The 18,346-nt window shown below is 44.1% G+C and carries 11 protein-coding genes and 1 pseudogene; 7 read left to right on the plus strand and 5 right to left on the minus strand.

The genetic code is table 11. The features are described from left to right. Positions 1-15: 15 nt before the first annotated feature. Positions 16-2,448 carry a response regulator gene (locus tag AB4503_RS19490; RefSeq protein ID WP_017065136.1) on the minus strand — a complete coding sequence of 811 codons (2,433 nt, stop codon included), beginning with the start codon at positions 2,446-2,448 and terminating at the stop codon, positions 16-18. Positions 2,449-2,536: 88 nt separating this feature from the next. Between AB4503_RS19490 and AB4503_RS19495 the strand changes: the two genes are divergently transcribed. Beyond that, a complete protein-coding gene (locus tag AB4503_RS19495; protein ID WP_372115603.1) occupies positions 2,537-3,295 on the plus strand; it encodes a substrate-binding periplasmic protein in 759 nt (252 codons plus the stop codon). 174 nt (positions 3,296-3,469) lie between these two features. Here the strand turns inward: AB4503_RS19495 and AB4503_RS19500 are convergent, their stop codons facing one another. Both AB4503_RS19500 and AB4503_RS19505 read right to left on the minus strand, forming a co-directional pair. Then, positions 3,470-4,030, minus strand: coding sequence for an NADAR family protein (locus AB4503_RS19500; protein ID WP_032547138.1), 561 nt, complete (start codon positions 4,028-4,030; stop codon positions 3,470-3,472). 189 nt (positions 4,031-4,219) lie between these two features. Next, positions 4,220-4,414, minus strand: coding sequence for a hypothetical protein (locus AB4503_RS19505; RefSeq protein WP_017061218.1), 195 nt, complete (start codon positions 4,412-4,414; stop codon positions 4,220-4,222). Positions 4,415-4,599: 185 nt separating this feature from the next. Between AB4503_RS19505 and AB4503_RS19510 the strand changes: the two are divergent. Continuing rightward, a pseudogene (locus AB4503_RS19510) lies at positions 4,600-5,472 on the plus strand (ABC transporter ATP-binding protein). Positions 5,473-5,483: 11 nt separating this feature from the next. Beyond that, positions 5,484-6,002, plus strand: a complete 519-nt coding sequence (locus AB4503_RS19515; protein ID WP_017061216.1) for a hypothetical protein — start codon at positions 5,484-5,486, stop codon at positions 6,000-6,002. A gap of 380 nt (positions 6,003-6,382) precedes the next feature. On the opposite strand, the gene AB4503_RS19520 is transcribed toward AB4503_RS19515, so the two are convergent. Further along, on the minus strand, positions 6,383-8,362 hold the full coding sequence (locus tag AB4503_RS19520) for a replication initiator protein RctB domain-containing protein (RefSeq protein WP_372115604.1): 1,980 nt from the start codon (positions 8,360-8,362) through the stop codon (positions 6,383-6,385). A 1,260-nt stretch (positions 8,363-9,622) separates the two neighbouring features. Between AB4503_RS19520 and AB4503_RS19525 the strand changes: the two genes are divergently transcribed. From AB4503_RS19525 to AB4503_RS19540, 4 genes are all read left to right on the plus strand, one after another. Continuing rightward, on the plus strand, positions 9,623-10,840 hold the full coding sequence (locus AB4503_RS19525) for a ParA family protein (protein WP_017061213.1): 1,218 nt from the start codon (positions 9,623-9,625) through the stop codon (positions 10,838-10,840). A gap of 5 nt (positions 10,841-10,845) precedes the next feature. Further along, positions 10,846-11,820 carry a ParB/RepB/Spo0J family partition protein gene (locus tag AB4503_RS19530; RefSeq protein WP_017061212.1) on the plus strand — a complete coding sequence of 325 codons (975 nt, stop codon included), beginning with the start codon at positions 10,846-10,848 and terminating at the stop codon, positions 11,818-11,820. Between the two features lie 93 nt (positions 11,821-11,913). Next, entirely contained in the window at positions 11,914-14,007 is a 2,094-nt protein-coding gene (locus AB4503_RS19535; protein WP_372115605.1) for a GNAT family N-acetyltransferase, read from the plus strand. A 419-nt stretch (positions 14,008-14,426) separates the two neighbouring features. Then, positions 14,427-16,097, plus strand: a complete 1,671-nt coding sequence (locus tag AB4503_RS19540; RefSeq protein ID WP_017066343.1) for a DUF342 domain-containing protein — start codon at positions 14,427-14,429, stop codon at positions 16,095-16,097. Positions 16,098-16,216: 119 nt separating this feature from the next. On the opposite strand, the gene AB4503_RS19545 is transcribed toward AB4503_RS19540, so the two are convergent. Further along, positions 16,217-18,331: a type I secretion system permease/ATPase gene (locus tag AB4503_RS19545; RefSeq protein WP_017061209.1), complete on the minus strand. Its 2,115-nt coding sequence runs from the start codon at positions 18,329-18,331 to the stop codon at positions 16,217-16,219. Positions 18,332-18,346: the final 15 nt, after the last annotated feature.

Genomic DNA, 18,346 nt, shown 5'->3' on the forward strand with positions numbered 1-18,346 from the left:
ATTAGAGATACTCAACTAAACAATTTGCTGCTCATGTTCTTTGTTTGATTCCGTCTCTTTCGACAAGAAACTCGCTACGATCTCTCTCAGTTTGCCTTGGTTAACCGGTTTAGGTAAAAACTCATCCATGCCTACATCGAAGCACAAATGCTTGTCTCGCTGCACGACGTTGGCCGTCAGCGCAATGATTGGAATATGCTTTGCAGCCCCTTCTTCGAGCGCTCGGATCTGCTTGGTCGCTTCGAAGCCATCGAGAACCGGCATCTGACAATCCATAAAAATCATCTCGTATTCGTTGGCTTTGAATTTCTCGACACCAATTTCACCGTTGTCGGCAATATCAACCTCAAAGCCAAGCTTCTTGAGCATCATCTTGGCGACTTGTTGGTTTACTCGCGAGTCTTCAACAACTAAAACTGTACCACTAAATTCTCCGGCAACTGCGACAGGTTTTGACTCTGCTTGAATTGGAGCTTGTTTATCGGCTGGTGTGGCGTTTACAGAGACAATGGGAGCATCTTTAACAACCGCTGCAGGTTTACTTAACGGCACAGGTTCATTATCTTTAAACGCAACCTCTCCTCTGTTCGGATAGGTAAAGACTGAAGTATCAGCCGCTCTCGCGAGTACCTCACTGATGGTCCATTTAAGCTGATTATCTTGGTAAGGACGCGCAATGTAGGCAACAAAACCGACTTGTTTAGCACGAGCTTCATCTTGCTTTCTAGGGTCAGCAGAGATCATCACTAACTTGGGACACTCGCTACCAAAGCGTTCAACTAAGCTTCTCGCCAGTTGAAAGCCATCAACGGACGGCATTGCTTTGTCTATCAGAACGAGATCATAAGGTGATGACTTAGCCACAGACTCTGAAACCAACTCTAACGCTTGGTTTGCCGTTTCACAGCACTCAGACTTAACGCCAAAGGATTGAAGCTGTGTAGACGTTATACGCATGTTCAGCTGGCTATCATCCACAAGCAGAACCGAAACCTTATTGAAATCGATATTGCTTTCATCGGCTTCTAAACACGGGTCAAAGTCAGCCGTAAAATAGAAGGTACTGCCTTTACCTTCAACACTGGTGAGTTCAAGCTTGCTGCCCATCAATGTCACTATCTTCTCGCATATTGTTAGACCAAGCCCTGTGCCTCCATAAATACGTGTAGTACTGCCGTCGGCTTGTTGAAACTTATCGAACACCGATTTCTGTTTGTCTTCTGCAATACCGATACCGCTGTCGACAACCTCGAACCTCACTCTGAGTTTTTGCTCAGGCTCAACCACCTCTTCCAAACGAAGCGAGAGCGTGACGTGGCCATGCTCGGTAAATTTAATCGCGTTGCCTACTAAGTTATTTAGGACTTGTCTTAGTTGAGTACCGTCGCCAATCACCATGGTTGGGATCTTAGGGTCGATCGCTAATTGGAATCGAAGCCCTTTCTGTTCGGCTTTCACTCGAAAGGTTGATTCAACGTCGGCCGCAATGCCCATCATTTTCATCGGCTCTTGCTGAAGCTCTAGTCGCCCCGCTTCGATCTTCGAGTAATCGAGAATGTCGTTGATTAAGTCGAGCAACGTAAGCGAAGAGGTGTTGAGCATGTTGATGTACTCTTTTTGCTCTTTCGGCATATCCATTTCAGAGAGCAAAGACGACAACCCGATAATCCCATTCATTGGTGTACGGATTTCGTGACTCATATTGGCAAGGAATTCACTTTTATTACGGTTGGCCACCTCAGCAACATCTTTAGCTTTTTCCAGCTCTTGATATTGTTGACGAATACGTTCTACCGATCGGTTATAGCTACTCTCTAGAGTCGATATCTCATCTTTGTAAGTAGAGTGAGTTGGCGTTATAAAGCGCGGTTTGTTGTCTTCGACCTGTTGTTGGTTGATTTGGGAAGACATAGTCATCAAACGTTTTACGACAAGACGATAGACGATGGTTAAACATACGAGAGACAACAAGAAGATTTTAACGGCTTCGAAGGCGAGCAACAATAACACTCGTTCTTCAAAGTCATCTAGGATCATGCTCAAGTCTGATTGCACCGTGAGCGTCGCCAACGGGAAGTCTGTGCCGCCCATCTGGTGCACCATTTCCCAAGACTGAGAATAAGATTGGCCTTCGGTCTTTTGACCTAACTCTAGAATTTTTTCATCGGGACTTTCGATAAGAAGGTAACTGACCGAAGGGAGGCGAGAGATGCCTTCGGCTTGCACAAACAATTGCTCTCGATCTTCAACCCACAAACTTGCCGTTAAACCAGAAAGGTAGCCAGCCTTGACCTGCTCGATCTGAGAGCTGATAAAAGAAACTCGACTTTGGTACTCTACATACAACCCGAGACCTGTCACTATAACTGTGAATAAGGTACTGATCGCTATTATCATCCCGATCAACTGTCGGGAGAGTCCAACGTAGCGTTTTCCTTTTGTCACCATACACAAATTACCATTATTGTTATCCTAGCAAACTACAATTACTCAACTAGTATAATAGTAGTCATTCATCAAATAACTAGGGAAGGTTATGAAAAAACATCTTATCGTTGCATCCATAGTCAGTTTGTTTTCAAGCAGTTATGCTTCTGCAAGCGAACCTCTTCACTACTACATTATTGCGAGCCAAGCGCAACCTTTTCAAATCGAAACTGAGGGGTCATCTCACAGAGGAATTGTTTCAGATATTGTGGAAGCCGTGTTTGATGACAGCCAATATGAGATCAACTACCACACCTACCCTTTTAATCGAATGATCGACAAGCTCGATGCGAGAGAGAATCCAAACTGGGTTACCTATGGCAGCCCTAGTTGGGGGAATATTCAATCTGCGAACCTATCTGAAGACCCGATTTACAATGTAAAACACGTATTACTCAGCAGCGGTAAAAAGCCATTTGAGTTCAATACAATCGATGATCTCGATGGGAAAGCCGTAGTATTGCTGAAAGGATTTGAGTATCCGAACTTGGAACCTTATATCCAACAGGGCAAGCTCAACGAGATTCGAGTAAAAGATTACACTGCTGCGTTTCGTGTCCTGAACCGAGCACCTGGCGACACCGTGTTTGTGGAAATGGAATCACGAATCAAATACAACCTAAACGAACAAAAACTGAGTATTGATGATTACCAGATGCAAGAGTTTGGTTCTGTCATCAATAACTACCCTATCCATTTGGCGTTTGACCCTGAGATGGATCCTAAACTGCAAAGCTTCATCAACCAACGCCTAGACCAAATGAAAGACGATGGACAGCTTGACGACATCGTACAGAGTTACTTATAGCACCAGCGTAACGTAGAACTTATCAACGGATAGCTTAGTCACGTACGTTAACTCTCGTTGATGCCTGACTCTCTAAAACCGAAAAGGCCGCCCTGCTTCATACTAGATAGCAGGGCGGCCTTTTAAATGCGTCTAAGGAGTAATGATAAGCATGCCGCTATCTGAATCGACGAATCAATGCGAAGCAATTAAATGCAGTTGCTGAGTGCGAAGCTGGTGACGCACTGCCATCAGAATCTTACCCAAATGGTTCTCGCCGGTTCCATCGCCGCCATCGCCCCAGAAGTGGTCTTTGTGCGAATGTTCTTTGATCACCGAATCTCCGGTATTGGTAAGAAACAGCGCAAACTGTGGATTCTGTCTGAACTTCTCCGTCACAATAAACTGCATCACTTCAACACGAATGTCATACCAATCTTCGCGAACTTGGTCTTCGTAGTCACGACTTAAAGAGAACGCTTCAGCAGGTGTACTGGCTTCCAAAATGGTATTACGTAGCGCTTCGGAGGCAAACTTCATCGCTTGATAATAATGTTCGCTGGTTGCCCAAACTTGATCACCTACCTTGATAGGACAAGCGGCAAAATTTGACAGGTATCCGTTCGGATCTTCGGGTTCGTAAAACAGCACTTCTTTAACTTGAGCCACAGAATTAGACATAGCCTTCTCCTTACCAACGACATCGCATATTTTTGCTTTAACTTTAAAATTAGTGGCGTTGAATATGACTGTCAAACAACTTAGTTCAAGAGTATGCCATGTGCGTGTTTTTCATCTGAAAAGCGTAATATCACAAGGGATAGGCTAAACGGAACAGTGAGCCAAAGAATCAAGGAGTTGATTAAATCTGGATAGGGAACATGAAAAAACACTTATAAATCAAAGGGTGGCGTTGTGCCACCCTTCTAAATGCAATGGGGATTATTAGTGAATAAGACCTAGCTCCCTCGCTTCTTCCAGACTCAAACCGCTTTCTCTAATTTCTCTTAGAGTCTCGATACGACGACGAGCTTCAGCAGACTTCATTTTCTTTTCTGGTTTGAAAGATACTTCTTCTTCAGCATCCCACTTGTTTGCAATATTTGTCATTTCATCATGGTTGATAGAATTAATGGACATGTTTTCCTCCGAAAAGCACCATGTAATGGACAGGTAATCTGTAGCAAATGCTTTTTCGCTTGTTAAGAAATTCTGTACTGAAGTGTGATGATTCCGACGCTTCACAAAGCTAATTAATAAATGCCTCATTTAAACTTTGCCAAAGCCATTTTCTGCAATTATATTTAAAAGATTCCCCATAAGAAATGTGGTTTGATCCAACTCTCATTTTCCCCTCTTTCAATGCAATCAAATCCGTTAGCTTTCACATAGGCTAAGGCGAGATTTTCGGCTTAGCCGGAGAATCTGGCTGCGGGAAAAGCACCTGCGCACGATTGATGACCAAGGTTTACCCTGCGACAGAGGGAGAGATACTGTTCAAAGGCAGAGACATCTCTACTCTGAAAAGCCGTAAAGATATCTTGGATTATCGCAGCCGTGTGCAAATGGTTTTTCAAGACCCCTTTGGTTCACTCAATCCCACTCACACTATTGATCACCATTTAACGCGCCCACTTAAGATCCATAAACAGGTAGCCACTAAACAGGCTCTCACAGAGCGCCTCAAAGAGTTATTAACGCTGGTGGAGTTACCCATCGAAACGCTAGCCAAATACCCGCACGAGCTCAGTGGGGGCCAAAGACAGAGGGTTAACCTAGCGAGAGCACTGGCCGTTGGCGCTGAGGTTATTCTTGCTGACGAACCCACCTCGATGTTGGACGTTTCGATTCGACTTGGCGTGTTGAACCTGATGCAAAAAATGAAGCAAGAGTTGGGGATTGGCTTTTTGTACATAACCCACGATCTTGCCACAGCACATTACATCGCAGAAGAGACAGCGGTTATGTACAAAGGACAGATCGTCGAATGGGGATCAACCCAGTCGATCTTAACCAATCCACGACACCCGTACACTAAGTTGTTGATCTCTGCCGTACCAGATCCCGATCTGCCATTTGGCGAACTCGTCAAAAATGAGCCAAACTATTCAATAGACGCTGATCGTATTCGAGAGCAGAGCAGTGAAATACAGCATGAAATCAAACAAGTTTCTGATAATCACTTTGTAAAACAGTGAGATAACGTTGCATGAATGAACTAGACACTTGGTTAGAGCGGATCGGAGATTGGTACAAAGACCGAAAGCATGATCAAGTGGACCGGTTAGAACCTTTGATCTTAACGCCTCCAGATGCGCTCTGGGGGCCATTGATCACGGATGAGCAGAGCAAAGGCATCGCATGTTGGCTAGACGGATGCCTGAGAATCTTTACTTTCTATCGCCACCTCGCGGATTCATCGAATCCGGAGTTGGCTTCGCAGGAGGCCAGCAGCTCAAGCCATCAAGATAAAGCCTACCAATACCTAATGTTTGCCTACAGTAAGCTGCAAGCGGTGTCATGTGACCCAAAATCAGAAGCAGGATTGCAAGAGTGGTGTACACAGCGGCTACAACACTTGTGTGTATTGGCTTTGGAGTTTACGAACCAACAGCAAGAACCACGTTGGAAAGCAGAGTCTGAAAAATTGATCGAGTCGCATGTACGCTTTATGGCAACCCATCCCCGAAACGATGATCAAGGCATTATTCAACGACATCTCCACTGATCAAGCCCTTCTCGATCAAGCATCAAATCAGAATCTCACCAGATCTAGATCCGTAGAAAGCATGATCGAGCCTTGATCATGCTTCGGCGTTTAACTCTGTAAGCTATTGAATTTTAATGATTGACTGAATTTTAGGCAAAAAAAAGCGAGTCCCTTGGGAACTCGCAAAAATCTATTCAGTATGATGTAACAAAATATGAGCCAATCTATTAATCACAAGAAAGGACAAAGGTTGTCTATTCGGGATAAATAATAATCAACTAGATGCGCTACTTTGTCATCACTTTGTCAGCGTTACGTGCGATTTTAATCAGCACCTAATGTGTTCAAAACTATCCATTCAGCGACGGTAAAACAGGCTTATCGCGATAGGATAATGACTAGTGGCCAATCGCCATTTCATCGAGCGCAAGGAACACGTTTTCGTCTAAATGACCTTCATGAACTTGTTTACACACTTTACGACGCACCGCTAAACCAGAGATCAAACGTTCAATGGACAGATGTCGATTGCTGGTGCTATCTCGGTCGTTATATAGCTCAATCAAGCGACTCAGTGTTTCGTATGGGATAACGTCCTCCCCTACTCTCAACCAATCAAGCTTCTCAATGAGCTCTGAGCACTCTTCTTTGATTGAGGCATGTGAGTGCCCTGTCATAGCAGATAAAGCCGTTATGCTGCGTTCTAGAGCCTCTGCAGAGGTATATTTAGAGAGAGTAATCATGATCTCGTCAGCGTTGATCTCAACAGAGTGTTTACGCTGCTTAATTCGACGTCCCAATTTGCCTCTTGGCGACGGTGCTTTACGCTGAATGGGTTCAAACTCACCATCGATAATCTCAGACAGCTCTTCCAGTTTCTGCTTAGACACCATTTCGTTACGAAGTGGGTTCGGCAGCGTTGGTGCCATATTACGCTTACCTGCGTTAGTGGTACGCGCTCTTGAGTAACGTAATACTTCTTCCACATTACATTTGATATCTACCTGATAATCGGTCGTTTTCCCTTTTTCGATCAACGCGGTGATCGTCAAGTGATAACCCCATAGATTAACCAGGAAGGTATCTTCTTGATCCCCGACTTCACCCAATTTTCTGAGCTCGCGGATCAGATCCATCGAGAAACGACGCCAATCGATGTTACGCGCCAATTTCTGGTTGAGCTCACTGAGCAACATGCTATCTGAATGGCGACGTGCCATGCGGCTTCTAAAGTACGAATACACTTGGAAAACCAAGGTATGTTGCTTCAGGATTTCTGGCGGAAATAGGAAGAAATAGTCACGCGTCAGCAGCTCTTCGTAGAACGAAGGTTCCCAAACCAGGATGTATAGGTTCGGTTTAATGCGAATTTCGCCGTCAGAGCCCTCTGTAGGCGCTTCTTCCGATGCTGTAATGGTTCTAGCTAAGAATCGGAAACGATCACTCTTAAAGCCTTCTGGCATGTTCTCACTAAGCCAACGGCCTGTAAGCTCGTGCAGTTGGAAATCCGTGAATTCGATACGATCAATACTATCGCGGATCGAATCACGAGCAGGGCCGCTGTCTTTCTTGCCACGTAAAGACAAAATATCAGTGATGTAGAGTGGTGTTTTGTTCGGCGTGTGTTTCGCGTCTAGATGGTAATCATCTTGGTGGTGATCATGATATTGAACGGTGAGCGTGAATAACGCGAATAACGTCATCAGATCGTCAACGGTCATGATATTTTTAGAAGATCTTGTCTCGATCACAGCGCGAGTGCCAGAGATCGAAACCATGGATTTCTGGTAGCTCTTACGAGTTCTAGGTGGCGCTAACGCTTGATCAATAATCCCCGCCCAATTGGTTGGCGAAACAATGAATTGATCCGCTTCATCTTTCATCGTTGGTGGGGTATTCAACCCATGTTCATTCAGTAAGCGCTTGTTTACTTTGGTTTGAGCTAGGGCTTTAGAGCGCTTTTGCTTTTCATTTTGCTTCACGCTTTCTGTCACTAAGCTGGTGGCACCCAGCACCGATATCAATTGGTTTGGGTTCACAAAGCGATGCAACATGGTTTTACCAGCAAGGCCTTCTTCAAAGCGAACGGGGATTTGTTTGAACAATCCGATATTAACTGCAGCTCTCAGCCTTTGCTGTAAGGCTGCGCGAGTGACTTGACCATCGGTTGATTCAATAATCTCAGTGGTGGAAACGTACCCGTCTTTACTGCTAAACCCACGAAGTGAAATTAGGTTAAGAAGCTCAACTATGCTTTTGGTGACACCTTTGAAGTGTTGATATTGTTCTATCCATTCAACGGCTGTTTCAGATACCTCAAATAAATGACCATCTTTGTGGCTTCGTGCCTTAATTAACAATTTCTCTTCTGGTTTCATTTTTGATCCGTATCACACTAACCGTAATTTCACTATAGTTCCTGAATGATAAAGAAAGAATGATTATAAATAAAGAGAATTTATTGGCTTTTAAATAACTGATCTTTTTGATTAATATGATCTTAAATGATTAAGTGATCTAATGATCTGGACGTAAGTTTGCTTTTAAGTGGCTGAATTTAAAGTATTAAAATAAATTGCCTTGGAAAGCATGATCATAAAGGTTCCGAAACTATGATCATTAAACTTAAGAAAGCATGATCACAGAACATCAGAACGATGATCATTAAGTCATTGTAAGCATGATCATTATTGGTTCGAAAGCATGATCATTATACTTATACAGCTTATCCACAGATCGGAATTCAACATCGGTTTCTAAGTCGCTTTTGACTTGTCTATGTAGACACTTGTGGCGGCCAATCTATCGGAACAATGATCAAGAGAGCATACTTTTTTATCGTTCCTGCCCTATTGAGCGCAAAATTTAGTCGGTATCCGCTGGAAATGGGTTGCTTTGATGTATTTAGCGCTGGTGGGTCTTAACTAGGAAGCATGATCATGAAATTGTCATGTTTGTGTATTCTCGGTCTGTGTCGATTGAATTTTCAATCATTGAGCCCTTATAGGCGTTGAATCCCCATTCCAAAAGCATTTGTCCGTAACTTAGCTCATAAATTACATGCTTCCGGAACGATGTTTACTTGATCATTTTTCCGGAAGTTGATCATTTCCAATGTGCGGTTACTCGGATCAATATTGCTCAGTTTACGCCTTGATCATGCTTCATAATTTGGCGTTATTAATTATCTTACACTGGATGTGGTCCATGATCATTCTTCCGGTTAGGCTCCAATCCTCTGCTGTTTTTTGACACCCCATCTTCTCTTCTGTTTTGAATTTTTTGGTCATTGAGTGTTTTTTAATTTTTATTGGATTGAAAATCTATAAATTCGAATGCAAATCACACCAACCGTAATCTACGGTTGTATTTCAATCGTTCCGAAGGTTTTTCGTTGAAATTCCATTTACATTGTAAATAAGTGATGCTGTAACATTTAAAATGTAGACTAGAAATAGCATGGTTATACATGATAGAAACAGTCATTTTTGTGTTTGTCTAAGGCGATGTTTCATCAAATTGTAAAAACGCGGTCTATTTTATGTGATTTTACTCATAAATGTATGTTCATGTTTTTGTTGTGTTTGTTGTTAATCGCTGTACAATTTGTGCTTAGTTAATCATTACGGAAACTGGCAATGAAAAGAGAACAAACGATTGATAAGCTCTATCAGCTAGCCGAACAAACTCAACAAGTTCAGGCTGACCGAATTGAGATTATTTTGGAAGAGCGAAGTGATGAACATTTCCCTCCAATGTCTAAAGCTATGATGGAGACTCGTTCTGGTTTAACGCGTCGTAAGCTCGATGAAGCGATCACTAAACTTGAAGCTGATGGCCATCAGTTCACAAAGAACAACGCTAATCATTACTCGATTTCATTGACAGAAGCTCACATGTTGATGGACGCGGCAGAAGTGCCGAAGTTCCATGAACGTAAGCAGCACGCTGACAATAAGCCATGGATTATCAACGTACAAAACCAGAAGGGTGGTACGGGTAAATCAATGACAGCAGTTCACTTAGCCGCTTGTTTGTCTCTGAATTTGGATAAGCGCTACCGTATCTGTCTGATTGACTTGGACCCACAGGGCTCTTTGCGTCTGTTCCTAAATCCACAAATTAGTGGGGCAGAGCACGACAGCATCTATTCTGCCGTCGATATCATGTTGGACAATGTGCCTGAAGGCCAAGATGTCGATCTAGAGTTTCTTCGTAAGAACGTACTATTGCCAACTCAGTATCCAAACCTGAAGACAATTTCTGCTTTCCCAGAAGATGCGATGTTTAATGCTGAAGCGTGGCAAAGCCTTTCACAAGATCAGTCACTTGATATTGTTCGTCTGTTAAAAGAGAAGCTTATCGACAAAATCGCCGATGATTTCGATGTGATTATGATTGATACCGGCCCGCACGTTGACCCTCTAGTATGGAATGCAATGTACGCGTCGAACGCACTTCTGATTCCATGTGCAGCTAAGCGTTTGGATTGGGCTTCAACGGTTAACTTCTTCCAGCACTTACCAACGGTTTACGAAATGTTCCCGGATGATTGGAAAGGTCTCGAGTTTGTTCGTCTAATGCCAACCATGTTTGAAGACGACAACAAGAAACAGGTGTCAGTTCTGACGGAAATGAACTACCTGTTGAATGATCAAGTAATGATGGCAACCATTCCAAGAAGCCGTGCTTTTGAAACCTGTGCTGACACTTACAGCACGGTTTTCGATCTAACGGTAAGCGACTTTGAGGGCGGTAAGAAAACTCTAGCTGTTGCTCAAGACGCAGTACAAAAAAGTGCTCTAGAATTAGAGCGCGTATTACATAGCAACTGGCCTTCACTTAATCAGGGATAACAACAATGGCAATTAAAACATCTGACTTAAATGCAAAGCTATTTGGTAAAGCAAACAAACGTCGCGTAGCAACACCACAAGAAGCGCAAACAGCGGCAAAAGAGCAGGCTCAAGTGATTGAGCTTTCTGTTGCTGGCGAAGATTTGGTTTCATTTGAATTGGTTCGAATTCCTGCGGCTGAAGTGGCTACTCGAACGGTTGTTTTTGAAGAGAATGCTCGTGAGCAATCTTTCTTAAACGAGCATGCGCTTTCTGATGTTCTTACAACATTGAAAGAACGTGGTCAGCAATACCCAGCAGTTGGTCGTAAGAACAAAGACGGTAAGATTGAAGTTCTTGATGGTAGCCGTCGTCGTATGTCATGTATTTTGGCTGACAAAGAGTTCCTAATCTATGTTGCTGAAAACATTAACGGCGAACACGCTAAGTTCCTATCAGACGTAGCTAACGCTCATAAACCGCTTTCTCTTTACGAGAAGGGCAAAGAGATGCAAGCGAAGCTGGACAAAGGCGAAGCTGAAGACCAGAAAGCACTGGCAAAAATGTTCCAGTGCAGTGAAGCTTTGGTGAGTGGTGCATTGAAAGCAGCCGCTTTGCCACTTGAATTGCTACAAGCTTACCCAAATGTGAGCGACCTTGGTCGTCCAACTATTGTTAAACTGCACAAGCAGTTTGGTGGATTGACGAGTGAACAGCAGCAAACACTGCTGACTAAGTGTGATGCTTCTGAAGGTTTTGTATGGCAGCGTAGCGAAGCTCAAGGCGTAACTCGTCTAACCAAAGACGTGACCGAAACATTGGAAGGTTGGATTCTTGAATTGGCGCCAGCGCCAGCGAAGAAAGCTTCTCCAAAAGTTGAGCTTATTAAGGGCCGCGTATCATACAGCCGCAAGGGTTCAAACTTGGCGTTGAACCTTAAGAAAGTTGATGACGCAACAATGGAAGAAATCCTCGCCTTCGTACAATCGAAGCTCGACTAAGTCGACGACTTTTCATTACTCCTCTAAAGCCGCTTTATGCGGCTTTTTATTTGGCTGTGATAAACTGTGTTTAGATGAATCTGGACGCTAACTATGACAAACCCAACCAACACTTTTCTACATACACTTTCTAATATTGCTCAGCATAACGATCACCGTTACGGCGTGGTCTTTGATGGCGATTTTGATTGGCAAAACTCTGCTGTTTTTACCTTCCTTCAAGATTCAAACACTCCGAGCATCTTCCAGGTTGGCGGTACGCCATTTGAAGGTGTGATTCATGCTCCAGTAAAAAAAGGCCAACAACTGCTTGGTCGTGAGTGCCAAGTTCTTGTTTGTGATTTTAGAGAGCAGTTCGATGCGAATGGTTTTAGTGCCGCGTTGGGTTCGTTAGTTGGTGGTGGGTTGTTGTTGGTGTTGCCGCCAAAAGTTAATGCCTCTGAAGATAGTGAAAGCTTTGGCCAACGTTGGTTAAAACGTCATTTCGATAAACTGATTTCTGTTTCACAACACAATGAAGCCGGCGATGTAGTTCAAGCAACTCACGCTCTTCCTCAGATGCAAAGCGCCCAAAACGGATTGGATAAATTTGAACAGCAAAACACGGCTGTTGAATTAGTCAAAAAAGTGGTGTCTGGACATCGTAAACGTCCTTTGATTCTCACTGCGGATAGAGGGCGTGGTAAAAGCTCGACATTGGGTATTGCCGCAGCGCAGCTGTTAGTTGAGCGTCACGGTTTTAATATTATTGTTACTGCACCTTCAGTGAAAGCGGTAGAGCCGGTATTTTCTCATGCTGGCCAAGGGTTAGAATCTTGCGAAGTGGTCAACGCTACTCACATTCGCCATCAAGGGGGAAGTTTGAGATTCGTCGCGCCAGATGAATTACTTAAATCCAAGCCCGATTGTGACCTTCTATTTGTTGACGAAGCGGCTACAATTCCAATTCCGATGCTTAAATCCATGGTCGACATCTATCACCGTATGGTTTTTTCGACCACGGTACACGGTTACGAAGGCAGTGGACGAGGGTTCGGTATTAAGTTTGAGTCTTGGCTTTCTGAGCATCGTCCGGGGTGGAAAGGCTTTAAGCTCGAACAACCGATTCGTTGGAATAGCAACGATCCGCTAGAAGCTTGGTTGTTTGATTTCTTCCTACTTGGTAATGACGCATCAGTCACTGAATCGGCGGTTGATGAAATCGAAGGCTTGTCTGCTGACGCAATCAACCAATTAAACTTGGGCGAGTTATCAAAATCAGAATGCTTGGCTAATCCTGAGCAGCTACAACAATGTTTTTCTCTTCTCGTGGATGCGCACTATCAGACCTCGCCAAATGACTTAATGCAATTTCTCAACAATCCAGCAATCCGTTTATACGCCGCTTGGCAGCAAGATAAATGTTTAGGTTGTATGTTAGTGACGGAAGAGGGTGGTTTGGACAGCGAGTTGATTACTCAAATTCAACTTGGAAAACGCAGGCCTCAAGGTCACCTTGCTCCAGTATTACTGGCAAACCAACTTGGCTGTACTCATGCGGCGAGCAGTCGTTGCCTTCGAGTGATGCGCATTGCTATTTCAGCGCGTCATCAAGGTTTGGGTATTGGCCGTTGGATGTTGGCTCAGTTATCACAGCAAACCAGCAAAGCAGATTATCTGGCGACAAGCTTTGGCGCGACCAGCGAATTGATTTCTTTTTGGCGTGGTAGTGAATTTGAAGCTGTGCACATCGGCCACCAGCGAGATCAGGCCAGTGGCTGTCACTCGGTTCTGATGGTTAAGGCGCTTAACTCAAACTCTCAAGGCTGGATAAACCAAGTTCAAAATCACTTCGAGCGTAGCTACTGTTTTCTTGTTTCAGGTTCTTTGGTTTCACTTGAAACCGATATGGTGCGAGCACTGCTGCCAAAGAGTGTTCACACCGTTAGTGAGTTTGAAACTCAGTTAGTTAGAAATTACGTGAACGGTGGCAACAGTTATGATGCGATCAGCTTCAGCGTACTGAACTTGATTCTACTCAGTAACGATCGAAACATAGGTATTTCTGACTTACTCATCGCAAAGGTTGTTCAGCAGAAAGAGTGGGGGACTTGTGTTGAACAGTTTAATCTTGTTGGTCGTAAACAAGCAGAGATTCAGTTTCGTAAAGATGTCGATGTTTTGCTAGCAAATTTACAGTGTAAATAGGCTAGCCATCATTTAAATAGACTGACCGCTACAAATTAGATTTACAGTGTAAATTAGAATCTTGGATTTACACTGTAAACTGAAGCTCCATATTCAAATCCGTTTTTACCCTGATTATCTGTTACATCACTTCTGTTTCATCTCTCCACTACAGCCTTTAATCTTCTAAAGCTATTCGCCTTTACTATCTAGCCCTACATCGAATCAACATTCAATCGCACGAAATATTCTGAAAAAATTTTCCTATGTATTTGTAAAGGCGAAGCAGATCATAAAATGTGTAAGTCTTATTTATGAGTCATGTTTGCAGAATCGAAAGTAAGTGATGTGACGCTGATTATTCTAATAATGTGATACTCAGCGCAGAATGAATTATATAGACTGAATAACAACTGAGTCATTAGGGATACTCAATTCGAATGTGGGATAACATCGTTACATTGTCGGAAGACAAGCAACAAGTAATGGCATGTCTGCCAACCGGGACTGTGGTTGACGCAAGCTTTGATAACAAGACGCTGCCACCAACCTTGGAAGCTTTGAATGCATCAAACTATTTTCTTTTCGAAGAAGAGGTGTTGCGTTTCGTTACTCTTGCTAAAGAAGGTAAGGGTGAAGCTTATGAAGGAATCTTGATTGCCGAAGTTCGAAATGCCACTGTTGCGGTCGAACTGTCTGATGATGAGATGTTGGCGAGTCTCGTGGTCACTGGTCCCTACAATGGACACCCGCTGCGTGGCAGCGACATCATTCAGTGTTTATCTCAAGCTCAAATAACAAAAGGAATAAATAAGTTAGCGCTCAGAAAGGTTCTGATGATGAGTAGCAAACTTAAGTCCGGTGAAAAGTTTACTCAGCCCGTAGCTAAAGGGACACAACCAGTAAAAGGTAAAGACGCTAAGTTTGCCGCTTTGGTTGAAGACATTACTCGCCAAGTCTTGAAGCCTCGCAGCAAAGACGAAGGCAAGATTGATATGCGAGACTTGGGACAAACCATTACCGTTGGTCAAAATGATCACTTAATGAAACGTACCCCCGCTACCAAAGGTATCGCTGGCTTTACCGTTCAAGGCCGAATTATCCCACCGCTTCCTGGACAAGACAGTTTAATCAAGCCTGGAAAGGGCACCTACATCTCCCCTGAAGATCCCAATTTACTACTCGCCTCACACCCTGGATTGCCCATCATTAAAGATCGAACCATCGAAGTGGATGACGCTTTATGTGTCAGCAACGTCGATGTCTCAACTGGGCACGTTAAATTTAAAGGTAATGTGTTTGTCTCTGGCAACATCGAGCCGGGTATGATCGTCAAGGCGACCGGAAGTGTTACGGTTGGTGGCTTTATCGAATCGGCCGAAGTTCAAGCCCAGGGGGATATCAAAGTCGCCAAAGGCATTATCGGCCACACGACTAAAGAGAGTGAGCCAAAAAGTTGTAAAGTACTTAGCAAAGGTTCTATCACAGCAAGCTACGCACAGAATGCCGAGCTACAAACGGCCAATGACCTTCGACTTGGTGTGCACAGTATGAGTAACGACATTCGCTGTGGTAACAACCTTATCGTGATGGACAGCTTGAAAAAACACGGCACGCTAAGCGGTGGTGAAGCCAAAGTTGGCGGAAAAGTAGAATGTGTCTTCTTAGGTGTTGAGGGAGACACCGCAACTAAGGTACATGGTTTTGCGCGCTACGATGGTTACCGCCAAAAGATAGCTGAGCTGAAGGAAACTTATAAATACACTCAAGAGCAAACCATGGGTGTGATTCGCCAAGAGTTAGAATTTAAGAAGCGCCCGAAAGCAGAGAGAAGCGAAGAGCAAGCCCTAGAAATAGAGCAGCAACGTGAGAAGAATAACCTCGCAATAGAAAACACAAAGTCGCAGCTAGATACACTCGAAGCGGAGTTTGAAACCAACCTTGCTGAATGCACGGTAGAGGTTCACGAAAAAGTGTATACCCGAGTGACGATTCAATTTGGTGATGAGACAGTCACAACCAAGCGAACCCATGGCGGAAGTGTTTTCTCATTCAACCAATACGAGATCCAATGTTCATTCAAGATGGAGCAAGAGGATATTGCTTTGTAGACTTTTGTGCTGAACACAAAGTTACGTATGGTTAAGGTGCCGATACTGACAAATAAAAAAGGGGAGCTGATGCTCCCCTTTTGGTTTCTACTGATAATTATTTAGGTGGCTTGAGCGCTCTAACTAACGGCTCTCACTCGGCCTTGTTTAAGGTCTGAAAGAACCTGTGCTTTAGGACCATCTGCAATGATGCAGCCTTTCTCCATTACGATCACTCGATCGACAATGTCCAACATCGACGTTTTGTGTGTAATCAGAATCAACGTCTCGCTTGGTAGCAATTGGTTAAGCTGGTGCTTGATGTGCATCTCTGAACGGTTATCCATAGCACTGGTCGGCTCATCCATTAACAATACTGGGGGGCGTCCTAGGAAGGCTCTTGCAATGGCAATTGACTGACGTTGACCACCAGACAGCAAAGCACCACCTTCACCCACTTGGCGTTCCAAACCTGCAGGATCTTGCTGAGTAAACGCAGTTACGCCTGCACGGTTTGCCGCATCCATTACGTCACGGTCATCCACCAAAGGGCGACCTAAAGTAATGTTGTCTCTTACTGAACCGTAGAACAGGTTACTGTCTTGCGGAACACAACCTATATTGCGTCGTACGTCGACATGATGCAGTTGCTCCATATCCGTGTCATCAATACGTACATGGCCTTCTGTGGGCTTGTACAGGCCCATAATCAGACGTTCTAGTGTGGTTTTACCTGAACCAATACGACCAATGATTGCTACTTTCTCACCAGGACTAATATTGAGGGTTAAGTCTCTAATTGAAGCCACTGGTGAATCTGGGTAGTGGAACGTCACTTTATCTAGCGCGATATGGCCCTGAATAATCGGACGGTGAATGTAGCGTTTACCTTCTTCTTGTTCATCAGGCATCGACATCACTTGCTCAATCAGAGTCATTGATGACTTTGCTTGGTTGTAACGAGTCGAAAGCAAAGACAGCTGAACAAGCGGGCCAATCGCTCGGCCACTCAGCATGGTCGCAGCGATCAAGCCACCCATCGTAAGCTCACCTTCCGCAATCAGGTACACACCAAAGATGATCATACCTACGTTAGTACTCTGCTGAACAAAACCTGCGGTGTTTTGGATGCTGTCTGTGATGCGTCGGCTTTTGATATTCCAATTCGCCATGTGAGCAACGGCTTCTTCCCAACGGAATTGGAATTGGCTTTGCGCACTGAACAGCTTAACCGTCTCTAACCCTGCCAAACTCTCGATTAAGTTCGCGTACTTCTGCGAAGCAAGACGAGAGCCTTCCTCAATGGTACGGCGCAGTGGACCTTGGATTAGCAATGCATAGACGATCAAAATGACCACTCCAGCAACGGGAACAAACACAAGGTTTCCAGCCATTAACCAAATTAGCGCTAAGAACATCAGTGCGAAGGGGAGGTCGATTAACGAGCCAATGGTTGCAGAGGTAAAGAATTCACGAATGGATTCGAACTCTTGCAAGTTTTTAGCGAAAGCACCGACAGAAGCAGGCTTCGCTTCCATACGAATCCCCAGTACTTTACTGAACAGTTTGGAGGAAATGAGAATATCGGATTTCTTACCGGCAACGTCAATGAAGTAGCTGCGCATCAATTTGAGCAGCAAATCGAATAGGAACACGACAAAGATACCACTTGCCAGCACCCACAAAGTTTCAAAGGCGAGGTTGGGAACTACCTTGTCGTACACCAAGCGTGTAAACATCGGCGCGGCAATCGCGAAGATGTTGATAAGAATGGAGGCAATCAACACATCTCGGTAGATGTTTTTAGATTCCCAAATCGTGCTCCAAAACCAATGCCCTTTACGTGTTTTTAGAACTTCTGGTGAACGTTCATCATAACGGAACTGTTTCTTTACCAAGAAGTAGCGGCCGATGAATTGTTCTTTCAGCTCTTCGACAGGAATGATGATTGGCACCATTCCGCTTTCCGCAGTAATGATTTCCGCTTCTTGCTTCTCTAAATCGATACTGTTGAGAACGCACGCCTCACCTTGTTTAAGTAGTAAGACCGCAGGCAGTATCAGGTGAGGAATCTTTTCTAAGTCGGAACGGTTTTCTTTTGCCACTAATCCTGCTCGTTCAGCAGAGCGTGGGAATAGGAAAGGGGTTAGCTTTCCATCGGATAGTGGTAGCCCATTGATCAACGCTTCGGGCGAGTTAGCTAACCCGTAATACCGGCTAACGTAGATCAGTGAGTTCAATAGTGGATCTTGCATGTGATATAACCCTTA

It is taken from the genome of Vibrio sp. 10N.222.55.B11, assembly GCF_041473705.1.
Classification (GTDB): Bacteria; Pseudomonadota; Gammaproteobacteria; order Enterobacterales; family Vibrionaceae; genus Vibrio; species Vibrio crassostreae_C.

Bases quoted from the DNA above. Each gene is read 5' to 3' on its own strand.
- AB4503_RS19520 (WP_372115604.1), bottom strand. From the start codon at position 8,362: ATGAAACCAGAAGAGAAATTGTTAATTAAGGCACGAAGCCACAAAGAT.
- AB4503_RS19535 (WP_372115605.1), top strand. From the start codon at position 11,914: ATGACAAACCCAACCAACACTTTTCTACATACACTTTCTAATATTGCT.
- AB4503_RS19540 (WP_017066343.1), top strand. From the start codon at position 14,427: ATGTGGGATAACATCGTTACATTGTCGGAAGACAAGCAACAAGTAATG.
- AB4503_RS19530 (WP_017061212.1), top strand. From the start codon at position 10,846: ATGGCAATTAAAACATCTGACTTAAATGCAAAGCTATTTGGTAAAGCA.
- AB4503_RS19515 (WP_017061216.1), top strand. From the start codon at position 5,484: ATGAATGAACTAGACACTTGGTTAGAGCGGATCGGAGATTGGTACAAA.
- AB4503_RS19505 (WP_017061218.1), bottom strand. From the start codon at position 4,414: ATGTCCATTAATTCTATCAACCATGATGAAATGACAAATATTGCAAAC.
- AB4503_RS19545 (WP_017061209.1), bottom strand. From the start codon at position 18,331: ATGCAAGATCCACTATTGAACTCACTGATCTACGTTAGCCGGTATTAC.
- AB4503_RS19525 (WP_017061213.1), top strand. From the start codon at position 9,623: ATGAAAAGAGAACAAACGATTGATAAGCTCTATCAGCTAGCCGAACAA.
- AB4503_RS19490 (WP_017065136.1), bottom strand. From the start codon at position 2,448: ATGGTGACAAAAGGAAAACGCTACGTTGGACTCTCCCGACAGTTGATC.
- AB4503_RS19495 (WP_372115603.1), top strand. From the start codon at position 2,537: ATGAAAAAACATCTTATCGTTGCATCCATAGTCAGTTTGTTTTCAAGC.